General features: G+C 73.6%; 13 protein-coding genes. 8 read left to right on the top strand and 5 right to left on the bottom strand.

From position 1 onward, the window contains the following. Nucleotides 1–9: 9 nt before the first annotated feature. The 3 genes from ACIRRS_RS27930 to ACIRRS_RS27920 all read right to left on the bottom strand — a co-directional run bounded on the left by ACIRRS_RS27930 (nt 10) and on the right by ACIRRS_RS27920 (nt 3,270). On the bottom strand, nt 10–1,089 hold the full coding sequence (locus ACIRRS_RS27930; RefSeq protein WP_402976128.1) for a hypothetical protein: 1,080 nt from the start codon (nt 1,087–1,089) through the stop codon (nt 10–12). Between the two features lie 3 nt (nt 1,090–1,092). Beyond that, nucleotides 1,093–2,040 (bottom strand): NAD-dependent epimerase/dehydratase family protein, encoded by a 948-nt coding sequence (locus ACIRRS_RS27925; protein WP_402976126.1) that lies wholly within the window; start codon nt 2,038–2,040, stop codon nt 1,093–1,095. A gap of 102 nt (nt 2,041–2,142) precedes the next feature. Further along, nucleotides 2,143–3,270 (bottom strand): DegT/DnrJ/EryC1/StrS family aminotransferase, encoded by a 1,128-nt coding sequence (locus ACIRRS_RS27920; protein WP_402976124.1) that lies wholly within the window; start codon nt 3,268–3,270, stop codon nt 2,143–2,145. A gap of 326 nt (nt 3,271–3,596) precedes the next feature. Here ACIRRS_RS27920 and ACIRRS_RS27915 point away from each other — a divergent pair, with 326 nt between their 5' ends. From ACIRRS_RS27915 to ACIRRS_RS27905, 3 genes are all read left to right on the top strand, one after another. Continuing rightward, nucleotides 3,597–5,849, top strand: coding sequence for an MMPL family transporter (locus ACIRRS_RS27915; protein ID WP_402976122.1), 2,253 nt, complete (start codon nt 3,597–3,599; stop codon nt 5,847–5,849). A 155-nt stretch (nt 5,850–6,004) separates the two neighbouring features. Beyond that, complete coding sequence (locus ACIRRS_RS27910; RefSeq protein ID WP_402976120.1) at nt 6,005–7,228, top strand: histidine kinase; 1,224 nt, start codon at nt 6,005–6,007, stop codon at nt 7,226–7,228. A 170-nt stretch (nt 7,229–7,398) separates the two neighbouring features. Beyond that, nucleotides 7,399–8,073 (top strand): response regulator, encoded by a 675-nt coding sequence (locus ACIRRS_RS27905; protein ID WP_402976118.1) that lies wholly within the window; start codon nt 7,399–7,401, stop codon nt 8,071–8,073. A gap of 66 nt (nt 8,074–8,139) precedes the next feature. Here the strand turns inward: ACIRRS_RS27905 and ACIRRS_RS27900 are convergent, their stop codons facing one another. Both ACIRRS_RS27900 and ACIRRS_RS27895 read right to left on the bottom strand, forming a co-directional pair. Continuing rightward, complete coding sequence (locus ACIRRS_RS27900; protein ID WP_402976116.1) at nt 8,140–8,868, bottom strand: DUF4097 family beta strand repeat-containing protein; 729 nt, start codon at nt 8,866–8,868, stop codon at nt 8,140–8,142. A 169-nt stretch (nt 8,869–9,037) separates the two neighbouring features. Beyond that, the gene (locus ACIRRS_RS27895) at nt 9,038–9,868 is read right to left on the bottom strand and encodes an SAM-dependent methyltransferase (RefSeq protein WP_402976115.1); all 831 of its coding nucleotides are present in this window, start codon (nt 9,866–9,868) and stop codon (nt 9,038–9,040) included. A gap of 162 nt (nt 9,869–10,030) precedes the next feature. Here ACIRRS_RS27895 and ACIRRS_RS27890 point away from each other — a divergent pair, with 162 nt between their 5' ends. The 5 genes from ACIRRS_RS27890 to ACIRRS_RS27870 all read left to right on the top strand — a co-directional run bounded on the left by ACIRRS_RS27890 (nt 10,031) and on the right by ACIRRS_RS27870 (nt 15,064). After that, nucleotides 10,031–10,297 carry a metal-sensitive transcriptional regulator gene (locus ACIRRS_RS27890; protein WP_392877763.1) on the top strand — a complete coding sequence of 89 codons (267 nt, stop codon included), beginning with the start codon at nt 10,031–10,033 and terminating at the stop codon, nt 10,295–10,297. 301 nt (nt 10,298–10,598) lie between these two features. After that, nucleotides 10,599–12,029 carry an endonuclease/exonuclease/phosphatase family protein gene (locus tag ACIRRS_RS27885; protein WP_402976114.1) on the top strand — a complete coding sequence of 477 codons (1,431 nt, stop codon included), beginning with the start codon at nt 10,599–10,601 and terminating at the stop codon, nt 12,027–12,029. 14 nt (nt 12,030–12,043) lie between these two features. Further along, the gene (locus ACIRRS_RS27880) at nt 12,044–14,029 is read left to right on the top strand and encodes a phosphocholine-specific phospholipase C (RefSeq protein ID WP_402976112.1); all 1,986 of its coding nucleotides are present in this window, start codon (nt 12,044–12,046) and stop codon (nt 14,027–14,029) included. Between the two features lie 107 nt (nt 14,030–14,136). Continuing rightward, the gene (locus ACIRRS_RS27875) at nt 14,137–14,610 is read left to right on the top strand and encodes a VOC family protein (protein WP_402976111.1); all 474 of its coding nucleotides are present in this window, start codon (nt 14,137–14,139) and stop codon (nt 14,608–14,610) included. 4 nt (nt 14,611–14,614) lie between these two features. Continuing rightward, the gene (locus ACIRRS_RS27870) at nt 14,615–15,064 is read left to right on the top strand and encodes an SRPBCC domain-containing protein (protein ID WP_402976109.1); all 450 of its coding nucleotides are present in this window, start codon (nt 14,615–14,617) and stop codon (nt 15,062–15,064) included. Nucleotides 15,065–15,121: the final 57 nt, after the last annotated feature.

Below are 15,121 nucleotides of genomic sequence, written 5' to 3'. Positions count from 1 at the left end.
GGTGCCCCGTCAGCCCAGCCCCACCCGCTCCAGCGCCGCCCCGAACCCCGCCCGCCACGCGTCCGGCGTGGCGCCGGGGGAGGGGGCGGGCGAGGGGCGCCCGAGCGCCGCCAGCGCGCCGCGCACCACCTCCTCCGGACGGGCCGAGACGACGTCCGCGTGCCCGAGCTCCAGCTCGTGCTGGAGGTTGTCCCGCCCGTGCCCCTGGACGATGTCGAGCAGCAGCAGCCGCCGCCCGATCGCCCGGGCCTCGCTGCAGGTGTCCCCGGAGCTGGTCACCACCAGGTCCGCGGCCGCCATCAGCCCCGGCACCCCGTCGGTGTAGCCGTACGGGTGCAGCCTCGGCTCCCGGCGGGCGGCCGCGCGCAGCCGCCGCTCCAACTCCCCGTTGCGCCCGGCGACGGCCAGTACGTGCGGCCCGGCCTCCGCCAGCGCGGCGGCGCAGCGGGCGAGCGGCCCCAGCCCCCAGGCGCCGGACATCAGCAGCACGCACCGCGCGTCCGCCGGCACCCCTGCGCCCTCCCGCGCCTCGGCCCGCCCGGGCGGCCGGTAGAACGGGGCGCGCAGCGGCGCGGGCAGCACCGCGATCGCGGCCTCGGGCCGGTAGCGGCGCACGGCGCAGGCGGCGACCTCGGAGGTGACGAGGAACAGGTCCGTGCCCTCCTGCACCCAGAGCCGGTGGGGCGTGACGTCCGTGCAGAACACGAAGTGCCGGAACCCCCGCCCGGGCAGCGCGTTGACGGCCGAGGTCGCGGTGGCGAACACGGACACCACCAGCTGCGGCCGCTGCCGCTCCACCAGCTCCCGCAGCGCGGGCACGAGCCGGGAGCGGGCGGCGGCGTCGGCCGCCAGCGCGATCCGGGCGCCGGGGCGCAGCGCGGAGAAGTGGAACGCGTCGTAGACCCCGGGCAGGTCGAGCAACCGCCGGAACACGGCCTCCCCGGCGGCGCCGGAACGCCGCCCGAGCAGGGCCATCGCGTCGACGGTGGAGGTGGTCCAGCCGCGCTCCTCCAGCGAGTCCGCGCAGGCCCGGGCCATCACGTCGTGGCCCTGGCCGAGGGAGCCCGAGACCAGCAGGGCGTGCGGCACCGGTCAGCCCGACACGGAGGCGGCGTCCTGGTACCACTGCGCGTAACGCCGCACCCCCTCCGTGAAGTTGGTGCGCGGGGACCAGCCGAGCAGCCGCTTGGCCTGGGCGGAGGAGATCCGCCGGCCCGCGTAGTCGGCCTTGCGCCCGGGGATGTGCTCGATGGTGACGGGGCCCAGCAGGTCGTCGACGGTGTCGGCGATGTCGCGGACGGAGATGGCCGTCGAGCCCTCCAGCGCGAAGGTCTGGTCCTCGGCGGCGGGGGACAGGGCGCGGACGTGCGCGTCCGCGAGGTCCTCGACGTAGACGAAGTTGCGGCTCTGCCGCCCGTCGCCCGCGATGGTGATCGGCCGCCCGGCCAGCGCCGCCTGGACGAACCGGGCGACGACCAGCTCGTCGCGCATCCGGGGCCCGTACGGGATGCCGAAGCGCAGGATGGTGAAGTGCTGCCCGTACAGCTCGCGGTAGCTGTGCACCAGCATCTCGGCGGCGAGCTTGGTGGCGACGTACAGATGGCCGCTGTGCTCCAGGGCGATCGGCGCGTGCTCGTCCAACTCCTGTTCCTCACCGTCGAGTTGGTCGAGCTGCTGATCGGCGAGGGCGGCCCCGTACACCCAGACGGTGCTGGCGAGGACGGTCCGGCTCAGGCCGCTGCGCCGGGCGGCCTCCAGGACGGCCTCGGTGCCGTCGATGTTGGCGCGCACCGCGCCCACCGGATCGGCGGCGACCTGCTCGACGTCGGCCATCGCGGCGAGGTGGTAGACCACCTCGCTGCCGGCCAGCGCGGCGGTCAGGGCCGGCAGGTCGAGCACGTCCAGGCGCGCGTGCTCGGCGTCCGGGTTGAGGTACTTGTCGGTGGTGTCCACGGCCAGCACGTCGTGGCCGGCCGCGACCAGGTGGTCCACGACGTGTGAGCCGATGAACCCGCACCCTCCGGTGACGGCTATCCGCACGGCCCTGCTCCCTTCGTTGAGGCGGTCGTTCAAGCGGTTGTTCAGGCGGTTGTTCAGGCAGTTGTTCAGGGCGGTTGTCCGGGCGGTTGTCCGGGCGGTCGTTCAGGCCCCGGTGAGGCGGCGGTGCACCGTCGAGACGGCCTCGACGACCTGCTCCGCCTCGTCCTCGGTCATGTCCGAGTGCACCGGCAGGCAGACCTGCCGGGCGCAGACGTCCTCCGACACCGGCAGCGGCCCGCGCCGGTACGGCTCCAGCACCGGCTGCAGGTGCAGCGGCAGGTCGTACACCTCGCCGGACAGCCGCACCCCGAACTCCTCGGCCACCGCCCGCTTGAACGCCGCGCGGTCGGTGCCGCGCGGCAGCAGCGCCACGTACTTGTAGTAGTTGCCGCGGCTGCCGGTCGGCTCCACCAGCGGCTCCAGCCCGTCGAGGCCGGCCAGCGCCTCGTCGTAGCGGCGGGCGACGGCCCGGCGGGTCTCGACGAACTCCTTGAGGCGGCGCAGGTGCACCGCGCCGGTGGCCGCGTGCAGCTCGCTCATCCGCCAGGCGTGGCCGAGCAGCACGTGGTGGTTGGTGGTGAACGAGCCCTTGCCCTGGTCGCGGTAGACCCGGGCCTCGTCGCGCAGCTCCGGCGACTCGGTGAGGATCATGCCGCCCTCGCCGCTGGTGGTGACCTTGGTCGGGTAGAAGGAGAACGCCCCGGCCAGCCCGAACGTCCCGGCGCCGCGCCCGGCGTAGCTGCTCCCGTGCGCGTGCGCCGCGTCCTCGACCAGCGGGACGCCGCGCGCGTCGCACAGCGCCCGCAGCTCGTCCACGCGCGGGGTGACCAGCCCGCCGATGTGCACCAGCACCACGGCGGCGGTGTCCGGGGTCAGGGCGGTGGCCAGCGTCTCGGGGGAGAGTGCCAGGGTCGCCGGGTCGACGTCGGCGAACACCGGCCGCCCGCCCGCGTGGACGACGGCCCCGGCGGTCGCGTAGAAGGACACGGCCGGCACCACCACGTCCCGGCCCCGGACGTCGACGGTGCGCAGGACCACCTCCAGCGCCGCCGTGCCGCTGGCCACCGCGACGGCGTGCGAGGCGCCCTGCTCGGCCGCGAAGGCCTGCTCGAAGCGCTCCGTCCACGGGCCGAGGGTGAGGGCGCCGGTGGTGAGCATCTCCGTCACCGCCTCGGCGACGGCCGCGCGGTCGCTCTCGTCGAACACGATGCGGGCGGCTGGAACGCCCATGGGACACCTCCGGCGGCGGGCTGGCTTCAGCACCGATCGGGGTCAGGTCGTACCGAGCGTCGGAGACGGTCGGGCCAGGCACATCACGCTACTTCGCCCGCCGGGCCCCGGCCCGCCCGCGCCCTCCGCACGGGTGACGGGCCCGGTACTACTGCGTCCGCAGTACGCGTACTGCCTGCACCGGGACGACGACGGAGGAGGGGTCGGCGATCAAGGATGGACATGCTGCGGGCGGACCGCGCCGGATCAGGCGCCGGGGCCGCTCGCCCCAGTTTTTCCGAGAGCAGTTCACGACCCTGCACCGAACCGAAGGAGGCCGCACTTCCGTGGCCACGTTCCTGTACCGAATGGGCCGATGGGCCTTCGCCCGGCGCAAGCTGGTGACCCTCATATGGGTCGCCGTGCTGGCCGTCTGCGGGGTCTTCGCCGCCAAGGCGCCCGCGGCGCCCGACGACGGCTTCGCGATGCCCGGCACGGAGGCGCAGAAGGCCTTCGACCTGATGAACGAGCGCTTCCCCGGCGGCCACGCCGACGGCGCCACCGCCCGGATCGTGTTCGTCGCCCCCAACGGGCAGAAGATCACCGCCGCGCCGAACCAGCAGGCCGTGGAGAAGACGGTCGGCGAGCTGGCCCACGCCGAGCAGGTCACCTCCGCCGTCGACCCGTTCAAGGCGCACACCGTCTCCCAGGACGGCACCACCGCGTACGCGACCGTCAGCTACTCGGTCAAGGGCGGCGAGCTGTCCAAGGGCGCCACCACCGCGCTGGAGGACGCCGCCCAGCACGGCCGCGACGCCGGGCTCAAGGTCGAGATCGGCGGCACCGCGCTGCTCGCCAAGCCCGACGCGGGCGGCAGCAGCGAGGCCATCGGCATGGCGCTGTCCGCCGTCGTCCTGGTCATCACCTTCGGATCGCTGGTCGCCGCCGGGCTGCCGCTGCTCACCGCCGTCATCGGCGTGGGCCTGGGCATGGCGCTGATCACCGCCCTCGGCAGCACCCTCGGCCTGTCCACCACGACGGGGACGCTCGCGATGATGCTCGGCCTGGCCGTCGGCATCGACTACGCGGTGTTCATCGTCTCCCGCTACCGCGCCGAACTCGCCGAGGGCCGCACCCCGCAGGAGGCGGCCGGACGGGCGGTGGGCACCGCGGGCTCGGCCGTGGTGTTCGCCGGCCTGACGGTGGTCATCGCGCTCGCCGGGCTCTCCGTGGTCGGCATCCCGATCCTCGCCAAGATGGGCATGGCCGCCGCCGGCACCGTCGTCATCGCCGTGCTCGTCGCGCTCACCCTGGTGCCCGCGCTGCTCGGCTTCCTCGGCCGCAAGGTGCTGCCCCGCAAGGTCCGCAAGGCCGCCCGCGCGGCCGAGGCCGCCGGGGGCTCCGACGGCGCAGCGGCCGTCGCGGCCTCCGCAGCCGCCGCGCAGCCCGTGCGCGAGAACGGCGGCGCCCGCTGGGCCCGGTTCGTGCTGCGCCGCCCGCTCGCGGTGCTGCTCGGCGCCGTCATCGGGCTCGGCGTCCTCGCCGCCCCGGCCCTGGACCTGCGCATGGGCCTGCCCGGCGACGAGTCCAAGCCCACCTCCACCACCCAGCGCCGCGCCTACGACCTGCTCTCCGAGGGCTTCGGCCCGGGCTTCAACGGCCCGCTGACCGTCATGGTCGACGCCAAGGGCGTCCAGGACCCGAAGGCCGCCGCGGGCGAGGTCGCCAAGACCCTCTCCGGCCTGCCCGGGGTCGTCGCCGTCACCCCGCCGATGTTCAACCAGGCCGGGGACACCGCCCTGGTCAACGCGATCCCGAAGACCGGCCCGAGCGAGGCCGCGACCAAGGACCTCGTCCACACCATCCGCGGCCACGCGGCCGGCATCAAGTCCTCCACCGGGGCGACCGTCCTGGTCAGCGGCACCACCGCGATGAACATCGACGTGTCGCAGAAGCTCAACGACGCGCTGCTGCCCTACCTCGCCGTGGTCGTCAGCCTCGCCGTCGTCCTGCTGCTGGTGGTCTTCCGCTCGGTGCTCGTCCCGCTCAAGGCCGCGCTCGGCTTCCTGCTCTCGGTGGTCGCCGCGCTCGGCGCCGTGGTCGCCGTCTTCCAGTGGGGCTGGCTGGCCCACCTCATCGGGGTGGAGCAGACCGGTCCGGTGATGAGCATGATGCCGATCTTCATGGTCGGTGTGGTCTTCGGCCTGGCCATGGACTACGAGGTGTTCCTGGTCACCCGCATCCGCGAGGCCTACGTGCACGGCGAGAGCCCGAACGACGCCATCGTCACCGGCTTCCGGCACAACGCCCGGGTGGTCACCGCCGCCGCCTTCATCATGATCGCCGTCTTCGCGGGCTTCATCGGGATGAGCGAGCCCATGATCAAGATGATGGGCCTGGGCCTCGCCGCGGCCGTCGCCTTCGACGCCTTCGTGGTCCGGATGACGATCGTGCCCGCCGTGCTCGCCCTGCTCGGCCGCCGCGCCTGGTGGCTGCCGCGCAAGCTCGACCGCGTCCTGCCGGACATCGACGTCGAGGGCAGCAAGCTCCAGTCCGCCTCCGCCGAGGCGGCCCCGGAGCGGGAGCCGGTCACCGTCTGACCGGCCCCGACACGGGCCCGCTCGACCACAGGTTCGAGCCCGGACCGTTACCGTTGCAAGTCGGGGGCCGTCCCATCGGGGCGGCCCCCGGCGCGGCACCCACCGGCCGCCCCGCGAGGGCGCGGCCGGGGCACCCCGACTCGGAGAGCACCACCATGAGCGACACCTGGCAGCGGCTGCGCCGTGACCACCCCCGGCTGCTCGACGTCGTGGGCGGCGCGGTGCTGATCGTCATCACCGCCCTCGGCGCCACCATCGACCAGACCGGCGGCCGCTGGATCATGCCCGACGCCGTCACGATCGTCATCGGCCTGGCCTCCGCCCTCGCCGTCTTCGCGCACCGCCGCCACCCGCTCGCCGTGGTCGCCGTCACCCTGGCCTGCACGATGGTCCTCAGCGTGACCAGCCCCCGGCTCACGCCCACGCTCGCCACCCCGCTGCTGCTCGCCCTCTACTTCCTCGCCGTGCGCACCGACCGCGCCACCGCCTTCCGCGCCTCCGTCGCCACCGCCGCCCTGCTCACCGTCATGACGCTGGCCTTCGGCCCCGGCGGCCCGATCGGCGAGCGCATCGGCGTCCTCGCCTGGGCCCTGCTGCCCGGCGCCCTCGGCGACTCCATCCGCAACCGCCGCGACCAGCTCGCCGCGATCGAGGAGCGCGCCGTACGGGCCGAGGCCACCCGCGAGGAGGAGGCCCGGCGCCGCGTCGCCGACGAGCGCATCCGCATCGCCCGCGACCTGCACGACGTCGTCGCCCACCACATCGCCCTGGCCAACGCCCAGGCCGGCATCGCCGTCCACCTCATGGACCGCCACCCCGCCCAGGCCCGCGAGGTGCTCAGCCACATCACCGAGGCCACCGGCTCCGCCCTCCAGGAGCTGCGCGCCACCGTCGGCCTGCTGCGCCGCGCCGAGGAGCCCGCCCCGCTGGAGCCCGCCCCGGGGCTCGACCAGCTGCCCGAGCTGATCCACAGCTTCGAGCGGGCCGGACTGCCGGTGCGCCTCACCGTCGAGGGCGAGGCCCGCCCGCTCTCCCCGGGCGTCGACCTCACGGCCTTCCGGATCGTCCAGGAGTCGCTGACGAACGTGGCCAAGCACGCCCGGGGCGCCGACGCCGAGATCACCCTCGCGTACAGCGGCAGCCGGGTCGCGCTCAGCGTCGCCAACGGCCGTCCGTCCCCCGCCGGCCGCCCCCGGCCGGCCACCCTGCCCCGGCCCGGTCCGGGCGAGGGCGGCTTCGGCCTGATCGGCATGCGGGAGCGGGCCGGCGCCGTCGGCGGACGCCTCAGCGCCGACGCCCGCCCGGACGGCGGGTTCCTGGTCACCGCCGAACTGCCGCTGCGCACGGGCTCCCGGGACGCGGCCCCGCTGGGCGACTGAGTCGAACGACTGGAATGGACGACCGGGGTGACCAACTGAAGCGAACAACCGGGTCGGCCGACTGAGCCGGCCGACCCGGCCGACCGACCGAAGCGAACGACCGAGCCGACCGACCGAGCTGACCAACTGAGCCGAACGACCGAGCCGACCGACACGACAAGGACCACCGCATGACCATCCGCGTACTGCTCGCCGACGACCAGGCCCTGCTGCGCGGCGCCTTCCGGGTGCTGATCGACGCCGAGGACGACATGGAGGTGGTCGGCGAGGCCGCGGACGGGCGCGAGGCGGTCGAGCTCGCCCGCGCCACCAGGCCCGACCTCGTCCTGATGGACATCCGCATGCCCGGCGCGGACGGCCTCGGCGCCACCGCCGCCATCTGCGGAGACGAGGAGCTCTCCGGCACCAGGGTGCTGATCCTCACCACGTTCGAGATCGACGAGTACGTGGCCCAGGCCCTGCGCGCCGGCGCCGGCGGCTTCCTCGGCAAGGGCGCGGCCCCGGAGGAGCTCCTCGCCGCCGTGCGCACCGTCGCGGCCGGGGACGCACTGCTGTCGCCCGCCGCCACCCGCGCTGTCATCGACCAGTTCCTCGCCCAGCCCGACCTGGCCGCCGCCACCCCGGCGGGGCGCCTCGACGTCCTCACCGCCCGGGAGCGCGAGGTCATGTCGATGGCCGCCACCGGCCTGACCAACGAGGAGATCGCCGAGAAGATGTTCGTGAGCCCGTTCACCGTGCGCACCCACATCCACCGGGCGATGTCCAAGCTCGACGCACGCGACCGGGCCCAACTGGTGGCCATTGCCTACCAGTCGGGCCTCGTCCCGCCGGGCCGCCCCTCCTGAGGAAGCCCCTCCTGAGGAAGCCCCTCGGCCGGTCCGGACCGTCAGCCGGTCCCGACGGTCAGCCCGTCAGCCGGTCTTGACGGTCACGTCGCCCAGCTCCGTGCCCACGTCCAGCTTGAACTTGCCGTTGGAGTCGTTGCTCACCCCGACGTGCTTCTCGCCGATGTCCGTCTTGGCGCTCACCTTGTACGAGCCCGCCGGCACCGTCACCGAGACGTCCCCGTGGCTGGTGCTCGCCTTGACGTTCTGGGCCTTGCCCGGGCTGAGCTTGATCCCGCCGTTGTCGGTTTTGGCCGTGGTCTGCTCGCCCTTGAGGTTGTTGCCCTTGATGTCGCCGTTGCTGGTGCGCACGTCGACGGTGCCCGCGTCCTCGACCGAGATGTCCCCGTGGTCGGTGTGCACCGAGACGTCCCCGACCTGGGAGAGCGTGATCCCGCCGGCCGAGCCCGCCCCGCTGACCGGCAGCCCCACCGGCAGCTCGATGGTGTAGTCCACCGCGCAGAGGTGCCCGCAGCCGCTCAGGACCAGCACGCCGTTCTCGACCTTCGTCGTCACCCCCGGCTTGCTGCTGCGGTACGAGACCTTTCGATGGACGGAGGCCTTGTCGGTGCCGGATTTGCCGCGGACGGTCAGGTCCCCCGCGGAGTTGTCGAACTTCACGGCCGTGATCTTCTCCGACACCGAGGCGTCGTCGCTGAACGTGGTCTCTGTGACGGAGACCGGGTCGCAGGCCGTGATCACTCCGATGGCCAGAGCGGCGACGACGATCCCCGTGTAACGGCGGTGGTGACGCATGGCTGTTACCCCCCACTAGCTGCGCGTGGTCCCTGTGGACTCCCCGTGGGACGGCCCCGAACCGGAGCCGTCCCCTCGACGGTATCCGCGCGAGCTGGGCGGGGTCGGTGGTAAAAACCCCCCAATGCGCTTTCACCTGGGGGGTATTGACTCCACCGTGCGCCGTTCCCTACGGCTTTCGCGCCACCGCGCCGTACATGCTCACCCGCTCCGCGCCCGGCGCCGGGGGAGCGTCCGGCCGCCAGAGCGGCACGGTGACCACGCCGGGCTCCAGCAGCTCCAGCCCGTCGAAGAAGGCGCGCACCTCCTCCTGGCTGCGCCCGACCAGCGGCGCGGTGGCCCGGTCGTACACCCCCGTCACCCGGTCGCGCACCGAGGCCGGGATGAAGTCGGCCGTGCCGTGCGAGAGCACCAGGTGGCTCCCGGAGGGCAGCGCCTCGAGCAGGGTTCCCAGCACCCGGTACGGCTCGTCCTCCTCGCGCAGGAAGTGCAGCACGGCCGCGAGCACCAGGGCCACGGGCCGCTCGAAGTCGATCACCCGCTCGGCCCGTACGGCCTCCAGCAGGGCGTCCGGCTCGCGCAGGTCGGCCTGGAGGACGGTGCTGCGCCCCGGCCCGGCGCCGGTCATCAGGGCGCGGGCGTGGCTGAGCACGATCGGGTCGTTGTCCACGTAGACGACCCGGGCGGCGGGGGTGACGGCCTGGGCGATCTCGTGGGTGTTCCCGGCGGTGGGGATGCCGGTGCCGATGTCCAGGAACTGGTCGAGGCCGAGCCCGGCGACGTACGTCACCGCGCGGGTCAGGAACCCCCGGTTGGCCCGGGCCGTGGAGCGGAACTCGGGGTTGGCCGCGAGGGCCTTCTCGGCGGCGGCGCGGTCGGCGGGAAAATTGTCCTTCCCCCCGAGGTAGTAGTCGTACATCCGGGCCGGGTGCGGCACGTCGGGCCGCAGATCGGCCGGGACCCCGGCCTCGCCCGGCCCCCACATGCTCTTGTATCCCACGGTCGTAGCCCCCTTCGCCTGCGGCCCGGAACGAGGAAACCAGGTCATCGGATGATCACTTTGATTTCCTCGGCGCACAGCCTAGATGCCCGGCCGCCCGGGAATGAATACCCCGGCGGGTACACTTGTCCTCTGAAAGTCGAGCGTGAAAGGCGGCCCGGGATGCAGGTGGACGAGGAGGCGGTCGGTGCGGTGCTCAACCGACTGCGCCGCGCACAGGGCCAGTTGGCCGGAGTGATCGCGATGATCGAGGCGGGCCGCGACTGCAAGGACGTGGTCACCCAGCTCGCCGCGGTGTCCCGCGCCCTGGACCGGGCGGGCTTCAAGATCGTCGCCAGCGGCATGCGCCAGTGCATGGCCGCCGCCGACGAGGACGCCCCGCCGATGAGCGAGGCCGAACTGGAGAAGCTCTTCCTCGCCCTGGCCTGAGCAGGGCGGACTTCGGCCGGGAGCACCGGGCGCGCACGAACGCAGGGCCGCGACGCGAACGCCGTCGCGGCCCTGCGGCGCGTCCGCGCCCGGTCGCCCCCGGCCCACGGAGTTCCCGAACCGCCCGACGCTGCGTCACGCGTCGTTCACGCGCCGGTCGCTGGTCTTCGGATGAATGAGGCCGCCCACAGTTGTACAGCCAACTGTGGAGCATCTCCCTCCCAGCCTCCGTGACCAGCCGCGCGCGGCCCCGGCACCGTCCCCCCGGCGGACCGGGCGCCCGGCGGCGGACAGGACAACCGTGGCCGCAGGCAGCGCCCTGACCCTGACCTCCTCCGCCAACCCCGTCGAAGGCGACCGGCTCACCTTCCACTGGACGACCGACGCCCCCGACGCCAAGAACTGGGTCGGCATCTACGACGGCGCCCGCAAGCCCGGCACCGGCTCCTCGCTGCTGTGGAAGTACACCGCCGCCGCCGAGGGCGACGTCCAGCTCGACACCTCCGCCCTGACCGGCGGCCCGTACACCGCCTACCTGCTGGCCAAGGACGGCTACGCGGTCCTCGCCCAGACGGCCCCGTTCAGCTTCCGGCCCAAGCCCGTCGTCCCGCGCCCGCACGCCGCCGTCGACGCCCTCACCACCGCCCCCGTCGCCCCCGGCGCCAAGGTGAGCGTCAAGCTCAGCGGCCTCTGGTCCCGCCCGGCCGGCAACCCTGCGGGCAGTGCCACCTACCGCAAGGTCAGCGGCCCGGCCTGGGCCTCCGTCAGCGCGGACGGCACCGTCACCGGCACCGCCCCCGCCGCCGGGGACCCCGAGCCGATCGTCGTCGGCGTCAAGGACTCCGCGGGCGCCGTGGACACCGTCACCGTCCTCGTCCCGGTCGCCGACGCCTCCGCCCGCCCCCGCCTCAAGGCCGCGAGCTGGAACCTGCACGACGCCGGGGCCGCCCACACCGACGCGCTGGAGAAGCAGCTGCGCGTGGTGCTCAGCCAGGGCCTGGACGTGCTGGCGCTCCAGGAGACCGCCGGCGAGCGGGCGAAGACCCTCGCCGACGCCCTCGGCTGGTACGCCCACCAGAGCCCCGGCAGCGTCGGCATCCTCAGCCGCCACCCGCTCACCGACCTGCGGGCCGCCACCCCCGACCTGCCCGCCGTCGCGGCCACCCTCACCCTGCCCGGCGGGCGCACCGTCCGCCTCTGGGCCGCGCACCTGGACGAGACCGGCTACGGCCCGTACGCCCTCCAGGACGGCCAGGGCACCGCGCAGGTCGAGGCCGCCGAGAAGGCCTCCGCGCGCGCCAGGCAGGCCGCGGCCCTGGCCGCCGCCGTCCGCGCCGACCTCGCCGGCAAGACCCCGGTGGTCCTCGCCGGAGCGCTCTCCTCGCCCTCCCACCTGGACTGGACGGCCGCGACCGCCGCCGCCCACCAGGGCGTCGGGCCGCTCAACTGGCCGGTCTCCAAGGCGCTCCAGGACGCCGGACTGACCGACGCCTTCCGCGAGGAGCACCCCGACCCGGTGAAGTTCCCCGGTGCCACCTGGTCGCCCACCCGCAAGCGGCGCGGCGACAAGCCCGAACCGCAGGATCGCATCGACTACGTCCTGTACGCCGGGGCGCTCAAGCTCGTCGAGGCCCACACCCTCGTCACCGGCTGGCCCCAGGCCGAGCCGAACGCCGCCGCCGACGAGTGGCCGTCCGACACCGCCGCCGCCGTCGCCACCTTCCAGCTCTGAAAGGCCGGTCCGAGATGCCCGAGTTCTCCCGCCGCACCTTCGTCGGCGCCACCGCGGCCGTCGGCGCCACCGCCCTGACCGGCCTCGCCGCCACCCCCGCCGCAGCCGCCCGCCCCGACGCGGAGCCCACCGGCACCATCAAGGACGTCAAGCACGTCGTCGTCCTCATGCAGGAGAACCGCTCCTTCGACCACTACCTCGGCTCCCTCTCCGGGGTCCGCGGCTTCGGTGACAAGCAGGCGCTGACCTTCCCCGACGGCACCGACGTCTTCCGCCAGCCCGACGCCCGCCGCAGCGACGGCGGCGCGATGCTGCCGTACCGGATGGACACCGCCAAGTACAACGCGCAGAACGCCGGCGGCCTCGCCCACGACTGGGCGACCGGCCACCAGGCCATCAACAACGGCGCGATGAACAAGTGGATCGCCGCCAAGGGCGAGCGCACCATGGGCTACTTCACCCGCGAGGACATCCCCTACCAGTACGCCCTCGCCGACGCGTTCACCGTCTGCGACGCCTACTTCACCTCCCTCGCCGGCCCGACCGACCCCAACCGGCTCTACCTGTGGACGGGCACCTCCGGCCCCGGCCGCGACGGCACCACCGGCCCCTGGATCGACAACACCCCCGTCACCGACAACCCCGTCGCCGACTGGACCACCTACGCCGAGCGCCTGGAGAAGGCCGGCGTCAGCTGGCGCGTCTACCACAACCCCAGCAAGGACGACCGCACCGGCGACTACGACGACAACGCCCTCTCCTACTTCAAGCAGTTCCACAACTTCCCGCACGACGACCCGCGTTACATCAACGCGATGACCAAGTTCGACCCCACCGACTTCGACCGCCACTGCAAGGACGGCACCCTGCCGACCATCTCCTGGCTCGTCGCCCCCTACCTGTTCTCCGAACACCCGGAGGCCGGCCCGGCCTACGGCGCGCACTGGGTCAACCAGGCGCTCCAGTCGCTGATGTCCAACCCCGCCGTGTGGGAGCACACCGTCTTCCTCGTCATGTACGACGAGAACGACGGCTACTTCGACCACATGGTCCCGCCCACCCCCGAGGAGGGAACCCCCGAGGAGTTCACCCACGGCCGCGCCATCGGCCTGGGCAACCGGGTGCCGCTGTGGGTCGCCTCGCCCTGGTCGCGCGGCGGCTGGGTCGACTCCCAGGTCTTCGACCACACCAGCGTGCTGCGCTTCATGGAGCTGGTGACCGGCGTCGCCGAGCCCAACATCTCCGCCTGGCGCCGCGCCGTCTGCGGCGACCTCACCAGCTGCTTCGACTTCGCCGCACCGGACTTCTCGATCCCGAAACTCCCGGACACCAAGGCCCTGATGGCGAAGGCCGACGCCGGGACCAAGCTCCCCGGCGTGGCCCTGCCCGCCGTCGGCGCCCAGGCGATGCCCGTCCAGGAGCGCGGCGAGCGCCCGCACCGCCCGCTGCCCTACCAGCCCTGGGCCGACGTGGACGTGGACCGCGTCACCGGCAAGGTCACCTGCACGATGAGCAACGACGGCTCGGTGGCCTTCCCGTACACCGTCTACCCGAACATCCTGCTGCCCTTCGCCGGCACCCCGTACACCGTCGCCCCCGGCGCCACCGCCCGGTACGTCTGGGACGCCGCCACCACCGACGGCCGCTACGACTTCACCGTCCACGGCCCGGACGGCTTCGTGCGCCGCTTCGCCGGCACCGTCGTGCGCGACGCCAAGGACGGGCAGAACGGCCAGAACGACATCGGCGTGCCGATCGTCACGGCCGACCTGCACGGAAGCCTGAAGCTGACCCTCCAGGTCGCCAACGACGGCCTCACCGACGTCTCCTTCACCGCCGCGCCCAACGACTTCGCGGGCACGGCGAAGACGGTGCGGGTCAAGCCCGGCAAGCAGGTCAACCTGACCTGGCCGCTGGACAAGCAGGGCCGCTACGACGTCACCGTCACCGCCCACACCGGCCTGCGCTTCGCCCAGCGCTACGCGGGCTGGGTGCACTGACCGGCCGTCACTCACTGACCAGCCGTCAAGTGGCCGGGGGCGCCGATCCGGTGACCCCCGGCCGTGGCTGGCCCGCACTGTCGGTCCCCGGCGCTACGGTCGGGCCCATGCAGAAGATCACCACCTTCCTCTGGTACGACGGCCGGGCCGAAGAGGCCGCCACCTTCTACACCTCGCTGTTCCGGGACTCCCGGATCACCAAGGTCGCCCGCTACCCCGACACGGAGGCGGGCGAGCCCGGCGCGGTCATGACCGTCGAGTTCGAACTCGACGGCCGCCCGTACGCGGCGCTCAACGGCGGCCCCCACTTCCACTTCACCGAGGCCGTCTCGCTCATGGTCGAGTGCGACGACCAGCAGGAGGTCGACCGCCTCTGGGCCGCGCTCACCGCCGACGGCGGCGAGGAGAGCCAGTGCGGCTGGCTCAAGGACCGCTTCGGCCTCTCCTGGCAGATCACCCCGCGCGTCCTGCTCGACCTCGTCGGCGGCGAGGACCGCGCCAGGGCCACCCGCGTCATGAACGCGATGATGACCATGCGCAAGATCGAGATCCAGCCCCTGCTCGACGCGGCCGAGGGCTGAGCCCGTGACGGCCCCCGACGTCCGCGCCGTCGTCTACCTGCGCGCCACCCCCGAACGCGTGTGGCACGCCCTGACCAACGCCGACGAGACCGGGCTCTACTGGGGCCACCGCAACGTCTCCACCTGGCTGCCCGGCACGCCCTGGGAGCACCAGCGCACGGACGGGTCGGGGATCGCCGACACCATCGGCACGGTCGAGGCCGCCGAGCGCCCGCACCGGCTGGTCGTCACCTGGGCCGAGCCGGGGCGCGCCCGGCCGGGCGGCCCGGCCAGGGTGGACTACGACATCCAGGGCTGGCAGGAGCTCACCCGGCTGACCGTCCACCACGCGAACCTGGCCGACGAGGCCGAGCGGGCGGACGTGGAACACGGCTGGTCGGCGGTGCTGTCCAACCTCAAGACCTACCTGGAGACGGGCCACCCGCTGCCGCAGCACCCCTGGCTGATGCCCTGAGAACGCCGCTCCGGTGGGGCGCCCGGCGCGGGCCGGGCGCCCCTTTGCCGGGGCCTC

This window comes from Kitasatospora sp. NPDC101183 (genome assembly GCF_044767945.1).
Lineage (GTDB): Bacteria > Actinomycetota > Actinomycetes > Streptomycetales > Streptomycetaceae > Kitasatospora.
This window is presented reverse-complemented; position numbering and strand designations above follow the sequence as displayed.

Excerpts from the sequence above, each read along its gene's own strand:
- ACIRRS_RS27920 (WP_402976124.1), bottom strand. The coding sequence starts at position 3,270 with ATGGGCGTTCCAGCCGCCCGCATCGTGTTCGACGAGAGCGACCGCGCG.
- ACIRRS_RS27910 (WP_402976120.1), top strand. The coding sequence starts at position 6,005 with ATGAGCGACACCTGGCAGCGGCTGCGCCGTGACCACCCCCGGCTGCTC.
- ACIRRS_RS27905 (WP_402976118.1), top strand. The coding sequence starts at position 7,399 with ATGACCATCCGCGTACTGCTCGCCGACGACCAGGCCCTGCTGCGCGGC.
- ACIRRS_RS27900 (WP_402976116.1), bottom strand. The coding sequence starts at position 8,868 with ATGCGTCACCACCGCCGTTACACGGGGATCGTCGTCGCCGCTCTGGCC.
- ACIRRS_RS27890 (WP_392877763.1), top strand. The coding sequence starts at position 10,031 with ATGCAGGTGGACGAGGAGGCGGTCGGTGCGGTGCTCAACCGACTGCGC.
- ACIRRS_RS27880 (WP_402976112.1), top strand. The coding sequence starts at position 12,044 with ATGCCCGAGTTCTCCCGCCGCACCTTCGTCGGCGCCACCGCGGCCGTC.
- ACIRRS_RS27875 (WP_402976111.1), top strand. The coding sequence starts at position 14,137 with ATGCAGAAGATCACCACCTTCCTCTGGTACGACGGCCGGGCCGAAGAG.